The 17,448-nt window shown below is 44.4% G+C and carries 17 protein-coding genes; 7 read left to right on the top strand and 10 right to left on the bottom strand.

Features of this window, described 5'->3' with window-relative positions; all coding sequences use genetic code 11:
- Positions 1 to 22 precede the first annotated feature (22 nt).
- Genes A3860_RS25945 through A3860_RS25930 form a run of 4 tightly spaced genes read right to left on the bottom strand, consistent with a single transcriptional unit; the run spans position 23 to position 3,062 of the window.
- On the bottom strand, positions 23 to 829 hold the full coding sequence (locus tag A3860_RS25945; protein ID WP_081152313.1) for an alpha/beta hydrolase: 807 nt from the start codon (positions 827 to 829) through the stop codon (positions 23 to 25).
- Positions 830 to 875: 46 nt separating this feature from the next.
- The gene (locus A3860_RS25940) at positions 876 to 1,628 is read right to left on the bottom strand and encodes a DUF1223 domain-containing protein (protein ID WP_081151620.1); all 753 of its coding nucleotides are present in this window, start codon (positions 1,626 to 1,628) and stop codon (positions 876 to 878) included.
- Between the two features lie 35 nt (positions 1,629 to 1,663).
- Positions 1,664 to 2,098: a hypothetical protein gene (locus A3860_RS25935; protein WP_143774266.1), complete on the bottom strand. Its 435-nt coding sequence runs from the start codon at positions 2,096 to 2,098 to the stop codon at positions 1,664 to 1,666.
- A gap of 16 nt (positions 2,099 to 2,114) precedes the next feature.
- Positions 2,115 to 3,062 (bottom strand): heme-binding domain-containing protein, encoded by a 948-nt coding sequence (locus A3860_RS25930; protein WP_158085367.1) that lies wholly within the window; start codon positions 3,060 to 3,062, stop codon positions 2,115 to 2,117.
- Positions 3,063 to 3,473: 411 nt separating this feature from the next.
- Here A3860_RS25930 and A3860_RS25925 point away from each other — a divergent pair, with 411 nt between their 5' ends.
- Positions 3,474 to 4,493 carry a sensor histidine kinase gene (locus A3860_RS25925; protein ID WP_081152310.1) on the top strand — a complete coding sequence of 340 codons (1,020 nt, stop codon included), beginning with the start codon at positions 3,474 to 3,476 and terminating at the stop codon, positions 4,491 to 4,493.
- Complete coding sequence (locus A3860_RS25920; protein WP_081151611.1) at positions 4,474 to 5,235, top strand: LytR/AlgR family response regulator transcription factor; 762 nt, start codon at positions 4,474 to 4,476, stop codon at positions 5,233 to 5,235. Before A3860_RS25925 ends, A3860_RS25920 begins: the two co-directional genes overlap by 20 nt.
- A gap of 4 nt (positions 5,236 to 5,239) precedes the next feature.
- On the opposite strand, the gene dctA is transcribed toward A3860_RS25920, so the two are convergent.
- From dctA to A3860_RS25905, 3 genes are read right to left on the bottom strand one after another with little or no spacing between them, the layout of a single operon-like run.
- Positions 5,240 to 6,523: a C4-dicarboxylate transporter DctA gene (gene dctA, locus A3860_RS25915; RefSeq protein WP_081151608.1), complete on the bottom strand. Its 1,284-nt coding sequence runs from the start codon at positions 6,521 to 6,523 to the stop codon at positions 5,240 to 5,242.
- Between the two features lie 30 nt (positions 6,524 to 6,553).
- On the bottom strand, positions 6,554 to 7,261 hold the full coding sequence (locus A3860_RS25910; protein ID WP_081151605.1) for an alpha/beta fold hydrolase: 708 nt from the start codon (positions 7,259 to 7,261) through the stop codon (positions 6,554 to 6,556).
- A gap of 50 nt (positions 7,262 to 7,311) precedes the next feature.
- The gene (locus tag A3860_RS25905) at positions 7,312 to 7,914 is read right to left on the bottom strand and encodes a Crp/Fnr family transcriptional regulator (RefSeq protein WP_081151602.1); all 603 of its coding nucleotides are present in this window, start codon (positions 7,912 to 7,914) and stop codon (positions 7,312 to 7,314) included.
- A gap of 252 nt (positions 7,915 to 8,166) precedes the next feature.
- Between A3860_RS25905 and A3860_RS25900 the strand changes: the two genes are divergently transcribed.
- From A3860_RS25900 to A3860_RS25880, 5 genes are all read left to right on the top strand, one after another.
- Positions 8,167 to 8,634, top strand: a complete 468-nt coding sequence (locus A3860_RS25900) for a hypothetical protein (RefSeq protein ID WP_081151599.1) — start codon at positions 8,167 to 8,169, stop codon at positions 8,632 to 8,634.
- A 105-nt stretch (positions 8,635 to 8,739) separates the two neighbouring features.
- On the top strand, positions 8,740 to 9,324 hold the full coding sequence (locus A3860_RS25895; RefSeq protein ID WP_081151596.1) for a DUF3347 domain-containing protein: 585 nt from the start codon (positions 8,740 to 8,742) through the stop codon (positions 9,322 to 9,324).
- Positions 9,325 to 9,333: 9 nt separating this feature from the next.
- Positions 9,334 to 9,792, top strand: coding sequence for a heme-binding domain-containing protein (locus A3860_RS25890; protein WP_081151593.1), 459 nt, complete (start codon positions 9,334 to 9,336; stop codon positions 9,790 to 9,792).
- Positions 9,793 to 9,801: 9 nt separating this feature from the next.
- Positions 9,802 to 11,892: a heavy metal translocating P-type ATPase gene (locus tag A3860_RS25885; protein ID WP_081151590.1), complete on the top strand. Its 2,091-nt coding sequence runs from the start codon at positions 9,802 to 9,804 to the stop codon at positions 11,890 to 11,892.
- Between the two features lie 213 nt (positions 11,893 to 12,105).
- Complete coding sequence (locus tag A3860_RS25880) at positions 12,106 to 13,389, top strand: hypothetical protein (RefSeq protein ID WP_245843627.1); 1,284 nt, start codon at positions 12,106 to 12,108, stop codon at positions 13,387 to 13,389.
- A 92-nt stretch (positions 13,390 to 13,481) separates the two neighbouring features.
- Here A3860_RS25880 and A3860_RS25875 read toward each other — a convergent pair whose 3' ends face one another.
- Genes A3860_RS25875 through A3860_RS25865 form a run of 3 tightly spaced genes read right to left on the bottom strand, consistent with a single transcriptional unit; the run spans position 13,482 to position 17,446 of the window.
- Positions 13,482 to 14,942 carry a cellulase family glycosylhydrolase gene (locus A3860_RS25875; RefSeq protein WP_158085366.1) on the bottom strand — a complete coding sequence of 487 codons (1,461 nt, stop codon included), beginning with the start codon at positions 14,940 to 14,942 and terminating at the stop codon, positions 13,482 to 13,484.
- A gap of 12 nt (positions 14,943 to 14,954) precedes the next feature.
- Entirely contained in the window at positions 14,955 to 15,827 is an 873-nt protein-coding gene (locus A3860_RS25870; protein ID WP_081151587.1) for a hypothetical protein, read from the bottom strand.
- 29 nt (positions 15,828 to 15,856) lie between these two features.
- Positions 15,857 to 17,446: a RagB/SusD family nutrient uptake outer membrane protein gene (locus tag A3860_RS25865; protein ID WP_081151584.1), complete on the bottom strand. Its 1,590-nt coding sequence runs from the start codon at positions 17,444 to 17,446 to the stop codon at positions 15,857 to 15,859.
- Between the last annotated feature and the right edge of the window lie 2 nt (positions 17,447 to 17,448).

Raw genomic sequence — 17,448 nt, 5'->3', positions numbered from 1 at the left:
ACCACCTACACCAAATTGATGGTTATTTGTTTCCACTGGCAGCGTTCATGATCACTTTGGCCACTGCTTCGGCCTGTGAGATAAATATTACATGACTTCCTTTTATTTCGGTGATGGCAGCGCCGGCCTTTTTATACATGTTGCGCTCGATATCGGGGTTCAGCGCTTTATCTTCTGTAGCAACAATACCATAGCTCGGTTTTGTTTTCCAGGCAGCATTGGTGACCGGTGCACCAAAACAGGTGGCGAATATGGGAACCTGCGAGTCGCTCATGAAAGCGGCTTCATCGCTGCTGAGATCGGCGGCAAAACCTGCATGAAATTTTGCTTTGTCGAAATACACCACTCCATGTTCATCGGGAGGTAAAATACCGCCTTGGGTCTTCATGGGTAACGACATAGCCAGCTGTGCGGTAGATTCGCCATTATCGGGCATGAAGGCAGCAATGTATACCAATGCGGCTACTTTCGAATGATTTCCGGCTTCGGTAATTACCGTGCCGCCCCAGGAGTGACCTACCAATATAACCGGACCATCCTGCTTTTCGATTGCCCGGGTGGTGGCATCCACATCATCTTTCAAAGAAGTAAGCGGGTTTTGAACAATGGTAACATGGTAGCCTTTTTTAGTAAGAATAGTGTACAATTTTTTAAACCCCGACCCATCGGCAAATGCGCCATGCACGATGACAATATTTTTAACTTCATTGCCTGACGGGGGTTTGGCCTTTGGTGGTGCGCTGATCACTCGTATGGTTATACAACTGAATAACAAAACGGCCGCAAGAATTCGTACATACTTCATTGGTGATAAGAAACTGGTTTTCATTTTTTGTGTTTTAATAATTATGTATTGAAAATGCTTTCTGAATAATTTACAGCTCAACCCAGGCAGCAGCCGTAATATGTCCATTGCTTTTTTGTTGAATAAAACCGATCAGTTCCCAGCCGTTGGCAACAAAGTCGTTGGGCAGGTTCAGGGTAATGGTTTTTGCCTCACTTACATCCTGTTGAACTAACTGCCGCACAATTTGCGCATGCGATAACTGTTTACCGGCGTTCTCCCCGGCCTTTACATTACTGGTTGCAGATTTTTGTACCAGGGCCAGCACCAGTTCTGCATGCTTATCATTGGCCGCCTGGTAATCAACCTGCAGTGTACCGCCTGCTGTTTTCGCATGCAGCGTAAGTGTTGTTGAAGTGGTTTGTTCCAATCCCTTTGAAATGGCTTTGTTGATGGAGCGCTCATCGGATCCTACACTTTCGCTTTTTCCGTTTATTACCATTTGCGGGGTGTAAACCGTTTCAAGCTTCAACCAACCGGCATAGCGGCGTTGTCTTTCTGTATAGGCAGGATCGCTAAAGCGGTCCTTCCAGCCAAGGCGGTCCCAGTAATCAACATGAAAAGCCAGCAGGTAAACCGGCTTACCCTGATCTTCCTGTTGTAATTTTTCAAGCAGCTTATCGGCGGGCGGACAACTGGAGCAACCTTCCGAAGTGAACAGTTCTGCTACTACAAAACCATTGTTTTTATCAGGGATCGCCTGTTTGTTGCTTTCGGTTCTAACCTGCGCGCAGGAAACCGCGGCGATCATTACGGCTACAATTAATACAAGTAATGATTTCATATGTTCCTTTTTAATTTTATTTCTAATAGGACCGATCAGGGGAAATAAGCGGCGGTGGCATTCATCATATAATTTATACTGGCCAATGTATCAGCCGGTCCCGGATATTCAATCGTATAAACCGGAACTATGCGACCCGCCTGCTGTTTTAATTGAAGAGTTTCAACCTGTATGACCTTCCCATTGATCCTGCTGCCATACCAGAAAGCATGGTCCTGCTGTTTATAAGTCACCAGTTTATAGACTTCACCCCCAATCCGACTGGTATTTTTCCCCATACTCCAATCAAATGCAGCTGAATTTCCATACAGCGTAGACATTGTTCCCGATCTATCATTCAACCGTGCAGTGATCACTTTTAATCCGCTGTCGTTGAAAGCATATTCCCTGAGATGTACTTTCTTATTTACGCCCGACGCACAGCTGCAAAAAACAAGGATCAATGACAGATATAAAATAGCGTTCTTCATATACAACATTTTATTGTTAATCTTTGGTTGAAAGGTCAAATACATAACCGGTTTGATTTGCTGCCTGGTGACAGGAAGCACATTTTGATGGACTCTCATTATCCGGTTTCAGGGCCGGTGTTTCGAATTTGGCATAGCCCCACCCTTTTGTGTCTTTAAACTTTTCGCTATCTCTTACCATATATTGAACGTTGAGGAATTTACCCGGTCGAATATCACCTGATGCAGTTACCAGTTTTTCCCAAACCAGTTTTACTATTACAGAACCATTGGGCCATGGATTGATTCGCCCCGTTTTAATGGCATTGTAAGCAACTGGATTGGCATACATAACCCGCATGGTGCCATTATCGAGCCGCGATGTGGTACTCATCACCTGCCAGTTGCGGTATTCGGGCATATGTTTAATTCCATTGGCTGAAACGGGTAAAGAGTCAGGAGGAGCATAGCGGTTTACCCATTTCAGGTACTGGCTATCGGCTTGTTTTTCTTTGTCTGCATTAAAAGCGGGATCCACTTTTATTGTATTGAGATAGTTTCTTAAAATGGAAAGACCGGTTGGTGAAACCTTTGCACCGGGATGCAGCGCCGTATAAGACGGAAGCGGCATCTCCCCTGCATTCACCATATTATACATTTCCCAAAGAAGTCCATTCTGCTCGTTGGGTGATAATTTATTCCACTCCGAGAAGTTGAAATGTTTGCGGGCTTTTGTTATATCACGCCTCGCAAGGGAAGCTGCAATGGGCAATTTATTGTACCAGTGTAATTTTGTTTCGTTAGAATGACAATCGTAGCAGCTCTGCATCAATACCTGCTTTACATCTGCAGGCAACTGTATTTCACCTGTTACCGGTGAATTGGCTATCACCGTTGTATTTATTGAGATAATGGTCACCGTGGTAATGGCAATGACCGCCAGCACAACTACTATCATCATTTTTCTTTTGAACAACTTTGTCATCGTAAACCGTTTTATTGTTAATTGCTGATACAAATAGACAACAGAAACAGGGGGTAGAAATGCATTGTGCCGTGGTGTGGCCATATTGAGGGTCGAATTGGGCATTAGATTGTTTCAAATAGCCCTATTAGACCATAGCTGTAGGAGGAAGCAAAATATTTAGAGATTTCGGGATTTAGAGATTTTGAGATTTATCGAAAATTTAAAATCAGAACCAATCCCAAAATCTCTAAATCTCAAAATCAACAATTACTTCTTATTTCGTTTCCCTATTGCCTCAAAACCTTACAAGTCATTTTCGCAATACGTGACTAATTCAGGCCCGGAAATGCCCGGTCCGCGGTCCCAATTGCCTAAGCGGTCAGCGCCCAACTATTTAGCGCTATGAATTCCTTTATATTTGAGCCAGCAATGAAAAAGGAAACGTTCAAAATATCGAATAAGGTGATCTGGCTGAGCTCATTTTTGCTGGGTGTGCTGATGTCTGTACCGAAAATTGCCGACCGGCATTTTAACCTCCCCGAAACTATCGTCAATTCGACCCTGACATTCCTTTTTTCCCTGTTCGTTTGGTATTATAATATATTTACGCTGCCGGTATATTCTTCAAAAGATATTGCCAAGGGAATTTCCATGAAACGCCTGGTAAAGAACCTGGCCATGGGAATTTTAGTGATGTTCCTGCTGGCCGGTTTACAGCAATTTTTATTAACCCATCTCAACTTTGAACAGGCCGCATTAATGGTAGAGGTAAGAGGTATCCTCATCAGTATTACTTTTTATATGTTCATTCACCTGTTGTACCAGAGTTATCATAACCAGCAGGTAAGCATTGAGCTGGAACGTAGTAGAATGGATAACCTGGGCGCCCAGTATGAACTGCTGAAACAACAGGTAAACCCGCATTTCCTGTTCAACAGTTTGAACACGCTGAAATATATGGTGGAGAGCCAGGATGAACATACCGTGGAATTTGTTTTAAAATTATCTGACTTCTACCGGTTCACGCTGGAAAGTCGGAAGCTGAACCTGATCAAAGTGTCGGAGGAATTGAAGATTATTGAGTCGTATGTGTATTTATTAAAGGCCCGGTTCGAAGAAGGTATCGAGCTTTCTGTTGCAATTGATGAGCCGGTTCAACAAACCTATATTCCGCCATTCACGTTGCAGTTACTGGTTGAAAACTGTATCAAACATAATATCGTTTCGCTGGAGCGTCCGCTACAGATAAAAATATACAATGAAAAGGATGCTATCGTTGTTCAAAACCAGATCCAGTTAAAACGTACACCCGAAGCTTCAACTGGTGTGGGACTTGAAAATATCAACCAGCGGTATCTGCATTTGCTGGATAAAAGAATAGAGATCGTGCCCGGCGAACAGTTCTTCACCATTAAACTGCCTCTTATACATGAAAATAATCATAATTGAAGATGAAATAAAAGCGGCAAAATCGCTGGCCAACCTGATCATGCAGTTAAAGCCTGCCGCCACTATAGTCGCCAGCCTGCAAAGCATTGAAAGCAGCGTTGCTTATCTATCGCAGCATGGTTCGCCCGATCTGCTGTTTATGGACATTCAGTTATCTGATGGCGTGAGTTTCGAGATCTTTAAATCGGTTAAGATCAATTGCCCGGTTATTTTTTGCACGGCCTATGGCGAATATGCCATGGATGCCATCAAAGCGAATGGCATTGATTATATCTTAAAACCATTCTCCAAAGAACAGCTGCAACAGGCCTTTGAGAAAGTAGACAATTTCAAAAACTTTTTCCAGCAAAACACGCAGCCCGATCTGGCGGCATTACTGAAAATGATAGGTGTGGATGAGGGGAAGAAAAGTTTCCTGGTGTTTCAAAACAACAAATACGTTACTATTTCAACGGAAGACATCGCTTTTATTTATATCAGCAACGATACCACTACCATTGTAACCTTTCGCGAAAAAACCTATACCATTACCCAATCGCTCGACCAGGTGCAAGGCCAGCTGTCGGCCAAACAATTTTACCGGTTGAACCGGCAATACCTGGTGAGCTTTAGCGCCATTAAGGAAGTGGAACATTATTATGGCAGAAAATTGCTGGTAAAACTGACGGTGCCCAGTCCTGATGATCTGTTATTAGGCAAAGAAAAGACCACTGCTTTTCTGGAATGGCTGGAGAACAGGTAGCCTGTTATACGGCTTTGACTATGGGCGCTTCTGCAGGCAGTTGTATCGTTTTCTTTTCAACAACCATTTTGTACGTATCCATATTCAATGCTTTTTCGCTTTTTGCGATGATCACCGTAGCAATGGTATTACCAATGATATTGATAATGGCGCGGCCTTCACTCATAAAGCGGTCGACCCCTATCAGTAACCCCAGACCACTAAGCGGGATCACCTTCAATGCGGTAAGGGTTGACGCCAATACAATAAAGCCACTACCGGTAACACCGGCGGCGCCTTTACTGGTGAGCAACAAAATGCCGATGACAGTTAGTTGCTGCCCCAATGACATATCGATATTAAAAACCTGGGCCAGGAAAATAATGGCCATGCTCAGGTAAATAGTGGTACCATCGAGGTTAAAGCTGTAACCGGTAGGAATTACCAACCCCACCACCTCTTTTTCGCACCCAGCATCTGTTAGCTTTTTCATCACAGAGGGCAATACAGATTCGCTGCTGCTGGCTCCCAATACGATCAATATTTCTTCTTTTATATAACCAAGCAGCTTCCACACACTAATGCCATAATAGCGGCCAATTAAATTAAGCACTACAAAAATGAAAAAGACACCCGTTAAATAAAATGTAAGCATCAACTTACCTAATGCGATGAGGGTAGCAAAACCAAATTTACCAATGGTAAAGGCCATGCCGCCAAAAGCGCCGATGGGGCTCAGTCGCATTATGAGCTTCAAAATATTGAACAATACTTTATTGATGTTCTCCAGCGTGGTGAGCAATCCTTTACCTGAGGAGCCCAACATTTTTAACCCAATGGCAAATAGTACACTGAAGAATAATACCTGCAGAATATCTCCTTTGGCAAACGCATCGATGATATTGGAGGGTACAATATCTGAGAAGAATTTACCCCAGTTCATTTTACTGGCCTGTTCTGAAATTTCTGTGATCTGCCTGCTGGCTTCACCGGTGGGCTTAACTCCTTTACCGGGTTTTATAAGATTGGCGGTTATAAGCCCAATGACCAATGCCAGTGTGGTCACTACTTCAAAATAGATCAATGATTTTACCCCCACCCGGCCCACTTTTTTCATATCACCGGCCCCTACAATCCCCACAACGATGGTTAAAAAAATTACGGGGGTGATCACCATCCTGATCATATTAATGAATGTTTCGCTGATCAGTTTGGCGGTAGGCGCAAAGGAAGGGTACAGCCAGCCAACCAAAACGCCGGCCACAATACCCAGGATCACCTGCACATACAATATCTTCAAGAATTTCATAATTGTTTCCCGTAATTGCCGGGTAAGATACTAAACTCCTGAACCATCCAGGAATTTTTCAAGCACCCTATTAAACTCCGCAGGTTTTTCCATCATTGGCGCATGCCCGCATTGGGGAAACATGACCAGCCTGGCCCTGGGTAACAGGGTTTCAAATTCCCGGGCAACGGCCGGCGGTGTTATCCGGTCTTCTTCGCCCCAGATCAGTAAAGCAGGTACATGGATGTGCGGCAACAGGCCGGCTACATAATGGCGTTGGGCCGATTTTGCCATCCGGACTATGCTAAGGCATTTATGCGGGTCGGTGGTGATGCCGAACACTTCATCGACCAGGGGATCTGTGGCCACAGCAGGATCGTAAAAAGTGTAGGCTACCCGTTCCCGGATGTATGCATAATTACCTCTTTTGGGATAACTGCCCATACTGGTATTTTCGTATAGTCCGGAACTACCGGTAAGCACCAGCCGGCTTACTTTTTCGGGATGCCGGTGCGTATAAAGGATAGCTACATGCCCGCCCAGGGAGTTGCCAACTAAAATCACGTCAAGCAGACTATGGCTATGGATGTAAGATTCAAGAAAACCGGTCAGATAATCCAGTTCATTATTGTTATGCCGGTCAAACATGGGCAGAACCGGGATATGGATATTATAGTTTGATTGAAAATGCCCTACCACGCTATGCCAATTGCTTAAGCCGCCGAATAGCCCATGTAACAATACCATGCTTTGCTTCATGTTATTTTTATAAGCAAAGCTATTGGGCCTGCCAGCCCTTACCCGTGATCTCAATCACAAAACCCACGGGAGCGGGCAGATAATAAGATCCTGGCCCGGCTTAAAGCTTCCCGGCTGATGTACAGATACCGGGCAATATTCGTGAGGGATATTTTTTGAATCATAGCCGGCCGGTGCTCTACCAGGAAACGGTAACGCTGCAGCGGGCTTTTAAGGGAAAGTATATATTGATGCTCGGCCTGTTGTTCGAGCAGCTCCTGGTATAATTGCAGGTTTACCTGCAGCAGGTTCATGTGCAGGTCGTACAATGGTTGCAGTTTTTTAATATTGATGCGCAAGATCACTGCGTCCTCCATAGCAATAATGCTGATATTTGAAGGCGCTTTTTTATGATAACTTTCACAATTAGCTAAAAAATCATCGGTAAAACTGAACTTAACAATGCGCTCATCGCCTTCTTCATCTAATAAGCTAAACTTAAACTGGCCCGATAGTAAAAATGCAGAAAACCGGGCCACTTTGCCATAGCGCAGAAAGCTTTCGCCCTTACGAATGTGCTTTACGGTGGCAATACTGTCGAGCAGTTGCCATTCTTCCGTTGTTACCTGCGGATATTTCTTCATCAGACCCTGGTAATAAAATGGTAATTCCATATTTTTTATAAAGCGTTCTAAAAATAAAAAATTAAAATGGCGTAGAAAAATAGGGAACCTGGGATACTCGATCCCCCTTCTGTCATATTATCAAAAAATTCCAAATCATGCTGGTTCCTGCCAATTATATAAACCCTGCTTAAAATTTCATAACAGGCTAAATAACCGGTGGGCTAACTTTGCCAGCATTCGGCCAGGGAAGATGATTTTGTGAATAATTAATGATAATCTTATATTTATTGCGGGGTTGCAATGAAGATCAACAAGACCATACAATTAAAAGCAGTTTTCTTATTAATAGTATTCAGCCTGAATACTTTGATAGGTTTTGCCTGTGCTGTTGGGGTAAACCTGGGTCTCCATGCAAAGGATACGCATAGTCATCACCACCACGGAGAGGCTGTAAAAAAAGATTCGCACCATCATGATGAAAACGGCGCACACCACCATCATCATGATCATAAAAAGGCCAGCAACACTGCCAACGAAGATGATAATTGTTGTACCGGCAAGGTATCGCAGCTTTCCCAAACGGATAAATTAGCTGCCCAAACCATTTATTACGGCATTGAAATTCCAGTGACCCTGGCGCCCCTTCATTTTTTATACCGGGCCTTTTTGCCCGCTATTACCCAGGAAACCAATAAAATTCCCGTAGCGCGACCGTACACCCTTAATTCACGTGGGATACGTGTGTGCATTCAGTCCTTCCAGATCTGATACAGGCAGTTTTGCATTTGTAGTAAAGTTCATTTTATAAGCAATAGATCCGGCCCGCAACCGGGTAATAGTTGCCATTCATTCATTTTCATATAAACCTAAATAATGAAATACAGCCTCTTTATAGCAACCATAAGTATTGGCATTTTTTCAGCCTGCAATAGCAATAACAATAATAACAACGCGGCCACAAAAACAGCAAGCGACAGCACACCAACAAAAACAACAGCGCCGGCGCCAGCCACAACAACAAAAGCTACACCCGTTAAGGATGTGCTGACCGGTTATTTACAATTAAAGAATGCGTTGGCAAATGATAACGGAAGCGATGCGGCCGCCGCAGGCAAATCGATGGAAACGGCTTTTCACCAGTTCGATAAATCGGCATTGACACCTGACCAGAAAAAACTGTACGAAGATGTGGAAGATGATGCCCGGGAACATGCAGAACATATTGGCAAAAATGGCAGCAATATTAAACACCAGCGCGAACACTTTGACCTGTTGAGCAAGGATATGTTTGAACTGGTAAAAACATTCGGGGCCGGACAATCATTGTACCAGGACTCGTGCCCCATGTACAATGATGGCAAAGGCGCTACCTGGTTAAGCGAAAAAAAGGAAATTGAGAACCCTTATTATGGCAAGAAAATGCCAACCTGTGGTTCAGTAAAACTGGAATTACAATAAAACATCAATATGAGCCGGACAAAAAAAATTCTCCTGGGAGTTCTTGTTCTCCTTATTGTTATACAATTCATTCGACCTGCCCGTAACATAAACGGGCAGGTTTTGGCTACCGATATCACGAAATTGTATAGCATTCCCGAAAATGTACAGGCTTCATTGAAAACAGCCTGTTACGATTGCCACAGCAACAATACCCGGTACCCCTGGTATGTGAATATACAACCGGTGGGCTGGTACCTGTCCTGGCACGTTAGTGAAGGAAAGGAGGAACTGAACTTCAGTGATTTCGGGTCTTACTCGCAAAGAAAACAGAAAGGCAAATTCAAATCAATTGCCAAAACCGTTGAGGAAGATGAGATGCCTTTATCATCGTATACCCTGATTCACAAAGATGCCCGGCTTACAAACGAAGAAAAAACACAGCTCATTGAATGGGCAAAAAACTACTACCAGTCCGTATCACCTTAAAACAGCATTATGGATCATCAGCATAATCATCACCACGGCCATCAACAGTCAACACCGGAAGAACCCGGTATACATAAACACCCGGGCCACGACCAACCTGTTCAACAAATGCAGCAGCATGCCTATCACAAGCAACAGGATGATCATGCCGGTCACAATGAACATGCCGGTCATCATACAGAAGATTTCCTGAAACGCTTTTGGATCTGCCTGGCGATCACCCTGCCCATATTGTTATTGTCGCACATGATACAGCAATGGGCTGCATTCACTTTGACGTTTGCAGGCGATAAATATGTATTGCTGGCGCTTAGCAGTTTTGTATATGGATATGGCGGCTGGCCCTTTTTAGTGGGTATAACAAGAGAATTAAAACATCGCAACCCGGGTATGATGACGCTGGTGGCAGTGGCCATTACCACCGCCTATGCATACAGTGCAGCTGTAGTATTGGGTTTGAAAGGGATGGATTTCTTTTGGGAACTGGCTACTTTGATCGATATCATGTTGTTAGGCCACTGGCTCGAAATGAAATCACAAATGGCTGCATCCCGGGCCCTGGAATCGCTGGTAGCTTTATTACCGGCTGTTGTGCATGTTGAACGAAATGGCGCAACCAGTGATATTTCTTTACAGGAATTACAAACCAATGACCTCATCATTATAAAACCCGGTGAAAAGATCCCGGCCGATGGATATATCAGGGAAGGCAGTTCTTATGTGAATGAAAGTATGCTCACCGGTGAAAGTGTACCGGTGAAAAAAGAAAAGGATGCAAAAGTCATAGGCGGCGCTGTAAATGGCGATGGTGTTTTGAAAGTACAGGTCACCGGTACCGGTAGCGACAGCTACCTTACTAAAGTGATCAGTATGGTGCAGGCTGCCCAGGGAACCAAATCAAAAACCCAGAACCTGGCCAATAAAGTAGCCATGTGGCTGACCATTATTTCCATCAGTGTGGGACTCATCACTTTTATAACCTGGTTAAGCCGGGGACAGGAAATATCCTTTGCACTGGAACGGATGGTAACAGTAATGGTCACCGCGTGTCCGCATGCTTTAGGCGTAGCCATACCATTGGTAGTAGCCATCTCTACATCCCTGTCGGCTGTACATGGACTGCTTATCAGAAACCGCACTGCCTTTGAGAATGCCCGGAAATTAACCACCATCATCTTTGATAAAACAGGTACTTTAACCAAAGGCTCCCATGAAGTACAGGCGGTGATGCCTTTAACCGGCCGGTTCACTGCCGACGAGCTTCTGCAATATGTGGCAGCCATCCAGCAAAATTCTGAACATCACATTGCGCATGGCATTATGCGTAAGCTGAAAGAAAAGAACCTGGAGTTATGGAAGTCTGACAATTTTAATTACATCCAGGGCGTGGGTGTTACCGGTAAGGTGAAAGGAAAAGAGGTAGTGGCAGTGGGTCCGAATTATTTTAAACAGGAAAACCGGCAGCAACCGGTTATACCAGCTGAAATTGATCAATCGATATCCACGGTGAATTTTGTTTTGATAGACAATGAACCGGTTGGCATCATCACCCTGGCAGACGGTATCAGGGAAACAGCAGCAGCCGCGATTGCCAGCTTAAAGGCCATGCATATTAAATCTTTCCTTTTAACCGGCGACAATGAACAGGTTGCAGCGGCGGTAGCCACACAATTGAAGATGGATGGATATTTAGCCAATGTGCTGCCCCACGAAAAACAGCAAAAAATAAAAGAGTTCCAGGATAAAGGTGAAATAGTTGCCATGACCGGCGACGGTGTAAACGACGCCCCTGCCCTTGCGCAGGCCGATGTTGGTATCGCCATTGGTTCGGGCACCGATGTAGCTGCAGAAACTGCCGATATTATCCTGGTGAACAGCGACCCTAAAGACGTGGTACAAATGATCGCTTTTGGAAAGGCAACCTATCGAAAAATGGTGCAGAATTTATTGTGGGCCGTAGGGTATAACGTTGTTGCCATACCGTTGGCAGCGGGCGTCTTATATCCGGCATTTATGTTAAGTGCGGCTATGGGCGCCATGCTGATGAGCGTGAGCACTATTGTAGTTGCTTTTAATGCCAGGCTGTTACGGGTAAAATAATTGCTGCTTCAACAAGGTAATTCCGCCCCTTTCTGTAGATGCATATCCTCGCAAATGCTGCTATTAGCGTGGTACAATTATTTCAGCATTTACATCCAGAATGATCAGCTTATGTTCAAAGCGATAATTATATTTATAGTGTTCTGCAGTTTATCCGCCGCCGCTTTCTCGCAGCATGAACACCATATGCCGGCCGGAAATCATCCCGCTACGATGAAAAAGGATACAACAAAGCCAGCCATGGAACATAACATGGACATGCATATGGAGATGAATAGGGAGGTTCCCATGAGCCATGCTTTTTCTTTGAACCTTCCCATGAACCGCAACGGATCGGGAACAGGCTGGTTGCCCGATGCCTCGCCCATGTATGGCTATATGCTGCACAGCAAAAACTGGATGTACATGATCCATGGGAGTATATTCCCCGGCTACACCAACCAGGACCTTACTTCAAAAGGAAGCCGTGGTGACCAAAAATTCAGTGTACCCAATTGGTTTATGTTAATGGCCCAACGAAAAGTTGGTGAAAAAGGATTGTTCCATTACAATATCATGCTATCACTCGACCGGTTAACTGAGGGAGGCAATGGCTACCCCCTGCTGTTTCAAAGCGGTGAAAGTTGGAAAAACGTTCCACTGGTTGACCGGCAACATCCGCATGATCTGTTTTCAGAACTATCGGTGAGCTATAGCTATGCTTTTTCAAAAAAAATAGATGCCTTTGTATATGTAGGTTATCCCGGTGAACCGGCATTAGGTTCAGTTGCTTTTATGCACCGCCCATCTTCACTGCCCAATCCTGATGCGCCTATCAGCCATCACTGGAACGATGGCACGCACATTACCTTTGGCGTGGCCACCATAGGCGTTCGATTCGATAAATTTAAACTGGAAGGCTCGTCCTTTACGGGCCGGGAGCCTGATGAAGACCGGTATAATTTTGATAAAGCCCGGTTTGACTCCTGGAGCGGACGGCTTTCTTTTAATCCATCCGATAACTGGTCATTACAGGTATCGCATGGTTTTACAAAAAGTCCGGAAGCACTGCATCCTGATGAGGATGTAAAAAGAACAACCGCTTCAGCCATTTATAGTTTGCCGTTGAATAACGACAACTGGCTTAATGCTACCGCACTATGGGGACTGAATAAAACAGCCGGGCATGATGGTGAAAACGCCCTGTTACTCGAAGGGGCAATGGGCTTACATAAGGTTACACTATATACCAGGTATGAATGGGTACAAAAATCGAATGAGGAATTAAACCTCCCTGAAGTTACTTATGGAAAGGATGCGTTGTTCCCGGTAAATGCTTTCACAGCCGGACTTAACTACGATCTTTTGCAATTTGCAAAGACCAGGCTCGCCGTTGGCGGACATCTCACTTTTTATGATGCCGATAATAAACTAAACAACCTCTATGGAAAAAACCCATTAAGCTTACAATTATTTTTAAGAATATATCCAGGGTTGATGAAGATGGATATGCAGTAGACCTGTTTACACCCTGGCCTAAATGTAAATTCAAAGTAAAAGCCTCCATTCGCAATATCAGGTGCTAATGGAGGCTTTTATTTGAGGGAATTTTAAAGACCTGCGCCACTACGCAGTGAATCCAACTCTTTTTGATCAAACACCGTGTTATTCATTCTATTGATCACGCCATTACCAGTATCCCATAAAAAAGGTAATAATCCATTTGTTTTTGCCTGCTTTACAACATATTTTAAAAAATAGGCCCTCGAATCGAGGTGGAGCTGTAAATCACTACCTGTTAAATTAGAACGGCGCATGGCATCAAATTCACCCACTATTACCGGAATACCTTTATCGGTAAATTGCTTTTTCATCAGGACGAATAATTTGTTCAGATCACTTTCTTCACCTGAAGTAGCATTGCGGGTGGCATCGGTAGTGGAATGATAATTTTGTCCCCAGTAATACCACATGTTACCCCATGATTGATCCGCGTCCATCAAACAGAATTGATAAGGATTATAGTAATGCACCTCGGCCATCATGCGATTGGTAGTACGGTCTGCAGGAAGCGAACTCATCAGGCTGTTTGTTTTGGTAATATCTGTTGAAGGCCCCTGGATCACCAGCACGCGATAGCGGTTGCGCCCACCTGTTGACCGCACGGCATTTACAAACGTTTGATGGTACGAAAGCAGCACATCCATTTGATCAGCATTATTAACGGCTGGTTCATTGGCACTGGCAAAGAGTACATGCTGGTCAAAATCACGGAAGGTGGTAGCTATTTGCTCCCAGAACGCTTTTTGTTTATCGTTGACAGAATCTTTTTTATCGGCCGTACAGTTGTTCTCGAGCCAGCCGCCGTCCCAATGGATGTTAAGGATCACATACACATCATTATTTACACAATACTGAACCACTTCCTTAACACGATTTAACCAGGCATCCTGGATCTTTGCGGTAGCTTTATCGGAATATTGATTCCAGGAACAGGGGATGCGAATGGCATTAAACCCGGCCTGTTTTACTGCTTTAATAAGGTCGTTGGTAACTTTAGGATTTCCCCAGGCGGTTTCGCCACCTATGGCTTCCAGGGTATTGCCAATGTTCCAACCCATATTAATTTTCGAGGCCAGTTGAACGGCGGTACTTCCCATACCGGTAGCATCGGCAGGTTTGGGCGTAAGGTTATAACTTGGATACAAACGGCTACGGCTAAATTGTGTAACAGAAACCTGAATGGGAGCGCCATTCGCTGTTGCAATTAATAAGGTTGAATTGCGATCTGCAAATCCCTTATTTTCCGCTACAGTTATTTTTAGCGTAGTGTTTCCGGCATTGCCTGTTGTTTGGCTAATTTGCAACCAGTCAATTTTATCATAGCTCTTTATTGACCAATCTGCATTACTGTTAATGGTTAGTTCAGCTGTACCGCCAGTCACAGTAAATACCACTTCAGACGAGGAAAGGGTTACATTGGGCGCGGTTTTATCACTTTTTTCGCATGACAAAAATGACACCGCCCCTAACAAAAGACTTAAATATATCGTTCGTTTTAAAATTTTCATATTGGGCTGGGTTTATTTGGCATAGTAATTCAAAATAATTGTTGCTGCGCCGCCACAGCCAGCATTTCTGATATAGCCGATCTGCAGTTTGGTGTCTGTTAACTCAATTAACTTGAGATTGCTCCATGATACGGCACAATTATCCAACGCAGCGCTGTGAAGCGGGGTAGCATTATTCATGGTCAGGGTCTTTTTATCTTTATCAAGATAGAAAGTTCCATTTTCGGTACCTCTCGACGGCAGGGTATTGTGCACCACTTTTACAAAAGGTCCGCCTTTCAGGCTAAAGGTCATTGTTCCATAATCAGCAGGGGGAATACCTATCCATCCTTTGATATCATCGTATTTTGGCCACCAGCTCCAGCAATCACCGCCTGTCTTCATACACTCAGCATGCCAGCCGATATCTGCTCCGGAAAAGAACAACGGCCCGTCAAAAACCTTGCACTGTCCATTCGCATCAATATCCCATACCCAGGTTTTTTCCTGTCCGGGCCCGCCGGTGAGCAAATTCCAGAAAGGATCGTTTACATATTTGAGATTATCTTTTGTAACATGAATGGTAACTGTATCGAGGTACACCAGACCACCGGATGTTACTGCCGAACGGGCAATTTTATAATCGCCAACAAAAGCATAATGAATGGTATCTATCTGAAGCATTGATCTGCCGGTACCATAATCCCAAACCGGTTCAATTTTTTCGGTGTGGTTGATCAGATAAACCGTATTGCCGCCTGGATCAACAGTGAGGTCCTGTTTTATTTCCATGTCGATCTGCGATTTATCGGGCAGGTTACCTAAGCTGTAGTCTTTCTTTTTGCAGGATACCACAGTGAGTACCGCAATTGAAATGAACAGCGCTATCCGGATAATATATTTCATCTTAGTACTATTTAGATGTTGTTAATGTTTTACCAGCCTGCATTTTGTTTCAGGACGTTGTTCGACAAAGTGATCTGTGAATTGGGTATTTGTGCCAATCCTTTTGTGTCAGTGATCTTCGACGCTACAATGGTTTTTGTGGTATTGGCGCCACCATTCTTTACGGTCACTGATTCAGCAATAGTTGAAGCAGCGGTGCTTATACCCTGGCGAAGCAGGTCCCAGTAACGCTGGCCTTCGCCGGCAAATTCCAATCTTCTTTCGGCCATGATATTTGCCTGGTTAACTGTTTTTGCAGGAGCGCTGCCACCATAGGCCCGGTTGCGCACCAGATTAAAATAGGTTTGCGCATTGGCAGAACCCAGTTCAGCAGCCATTAACAATACATCGGCAAAACGGATAGAAACATAATCCTCGAACTGACCGATCATGAAGTTGACGCCACCCATTTTTTCGGCCAGGCTTTTTCCGGCAGCATCAGCCATGGGCGAATATTTTTTGTTGTAATAGCCTGTATATTCCCGCTGGTCTTTTGGGTCATAAGTGAACGCTTCATCAGCAATTGAAACTATTGAAGCACTTCTGCGGGTGTCTGCTGCTTCATACGCATTCCACAGCTTTGCACTCACCGTTCCGCCACCCCAGCCTGAGCCGTATGGGTAAAAATTGGCGCCACGAATGCCATACATTACCATCCACTGGTTACCGTCTGTATTACCATTATAATTGCTGGTATAGGTATACTTGACGGCAAACACAGTTTCTTTATTATCTTCTCCCGCATAGTCATTAACAGAAGCGGCGGGCCATAAATTAGCAAACTTCTCCACCAAACTAAAACCGCCATTGCTGATCACATCTTCAAGGTAAGTGAGGGCCTGCGCTTTCGACACGGTACCTACGAGGTCGGCTTTGTTATAGTAACCGGTATAGTACAGGAATACGCGGCCCATCAACGCTTCAGCCGCCCATTTGGTAACCCGGCCGTAAGTAGCTTTATCCTGGCTGCCATAAGGTGTAGCCTTAAGATTGGCTGCGGCAAACGTAAGATCGTCGGCAATGAGTTTATAAATACTGTCGGCACCGGCTTGTGGTACATTCTCTGTAGTAGGTTTGGTAACCAGCGGAATATTACCCCACAACCGCACCATATCAAAATAGCAATATGCACGAATGAACCTTGCCTCCGATTCATATGTTTTGCGCAGATTATCATTCCCTTCCCAGTTAACCTGGTCAAGATGCGTCAGCAACATATTGGCGCGGAAAATAGCTTTATAATAGTCGGTCCAGTTATTGCCAAACAGGTTTTGATCTGAAGGCGAACGCAGCTTGTCGAATTCATCCATCATTTGATAACCCAATCCGTCTGAATTACCGGTTCCACCAAAAGCGTTATCAGACATAATTTCAGCGGCAAGGGGTAAAGCAATTCCACCTGACCATACCCGCTGTAATCCATCATATGTACCTACCAATGCCTTCCAGGCATCGTCGGGTGTTTTATAAAAGTTCTGCTCCGTTGCAGTGGTTACGTCCTGCGTGTCGAGAAAGCTTTTTTTGCAGGCTGCCAGCGACAACAGAACGATGACTGGTATATATATTGTTATTTTTTTCATCT

The organism is Niastella vici, from assembly GCF_002077945.1.
Classification (GTDB): Bacteria; Bacteroidota; Bacteroidia; order Chitinophagales; family Chitinophagaceae; genus Niastella; species Niastella vici.
This window is presented reverse-complemented; position numbering and strand designations above follow the sequence as displayed.

What these genes read in the sequence shown, in the direction of transcription:
- A3860_RS25885 (WP_081151590.1), top strand. Translation starts at nt 9,802, where the DNA reads ATGGATCATCAGCATAATCATCACCACGGCCATCAACAGTCAACACCG.
- A3860_RS25905 (WP_081151602.1), bottom strand. Translation starts at nt 7,914, where the DNA reads ATGGAATTACCATTTTATTACCAGGGTCTGATGAAGAAATATCCGCAG.
- A3860_RS25940 (WP_081151620.1), bottom strand. Translation starts at nt 1,628, where the DNA reads ATGAAATCATTACTTGTATTAATTGTAGCCGTAATGATCGCCGCGGTT.
- A3860_RS25935 (WP_143774266.1), bottom strand. Translation starts at nt 2,098, where the DNA reads ATGAAGAACGCTATTTTATATCTGTCATTGATCCTTGTTTTTTGCAGC.
- A3860_RS25890 (WP_081151593.1), top strand. Translation starts at nt 9,334, where the DNA reads ATGAGCCGGACAAAAAAAATTCTCCTGGGAGTTCTTGTTCTCCTTATT.
- dctA (WP_081151608.1), bottom strand. Translation starts at nt 6,523, where the DNA reads ATGAAATTCTTGAAGATATTGTATGTGCAGGTGATCCTGGGTATTGTG.
- A3860_RS25875 (WP_158085366.1), bottom strand. Translation starts at nt 14,942, where the DNA reads ATGAAAATTTTAAAACGAACGATATATTTAAGTCTTTTGTTAGGGGCG.
- A3860_RS25910 (WP_081151605.1), bottom strand. Translation starts at nt 7,261, where the DNA reads ATGAAGCAAAGCATGGTATTGTTACATGGGCTATTCGGCGGCTTAAGC.
- A3860_RS25930 (WP_158085367.1), bottom strand. Translation starts at nt 3,062, where the DNA reads ATGACAAAGTTGTTCAAAAGAAAAATGATGATAGTAGTTGTGCTGGCG.
- A3860_RS25880 (WP_245843627.1), top strand. Translation starts at nt 12,106, where the DNA reads ATGAAAAAGGATACAACAAAGCCAGCCATGGAACATAACATGGACATG.
- A3860_RS25870 (WP_081151587.1), bottom strand. Translation starts at nt 15,827, where the DNA reads ATGAAATATATTATCCGGATAGCGCTGTTCATTTCAATTGCGGTACTC.
- A3860_RS25920 (WP_081151611.1), top strand. Translation starts at nt 4,474, where the DNA reads ATGAAAATAATCATAATTGAAGATGAAATAAAAGCGGCAAAATCGCTG.
- A3860_RS25945 (WP_081152313.1), bottom strand. Translation starts at nt 829, where the DNA reads ATGAAAACCAGTTTCTTATCACCAATGAAGTATGTACGAATTCTTGCG.
- A3860_RS25925 (WP_081152310.1), top strand. Translation starts at nt 3,474, where the DNA reads ATGAAAAAGGAAACGTTCAAAATATCGAATAAGGTGATCTGGCTGAGC.
- A3860_RS25900 (WP_081151599.1), top strand. Translation starts at nt 8,167, where the DNA reads ATGAAGATCAACAAGACCATACAATTAAAAGCAGTTTTCTTATTAATA.
- A3860_RS25865 (WP_081151584.1), bottom strand. Translation starts at nt 17,446, where the DNA reads ATGAAAAAAATAACAATATATATACCAGTCATCGTTCTGTTGTCGCTG.
- A3860_RS25895 (WP_081151596.1), top strand. Translation starts at nt 8,740, where the DNA reads ATGAAATACAGCCTCTTTATAGCAACCATAAGTATTGGCATTTTTTCA.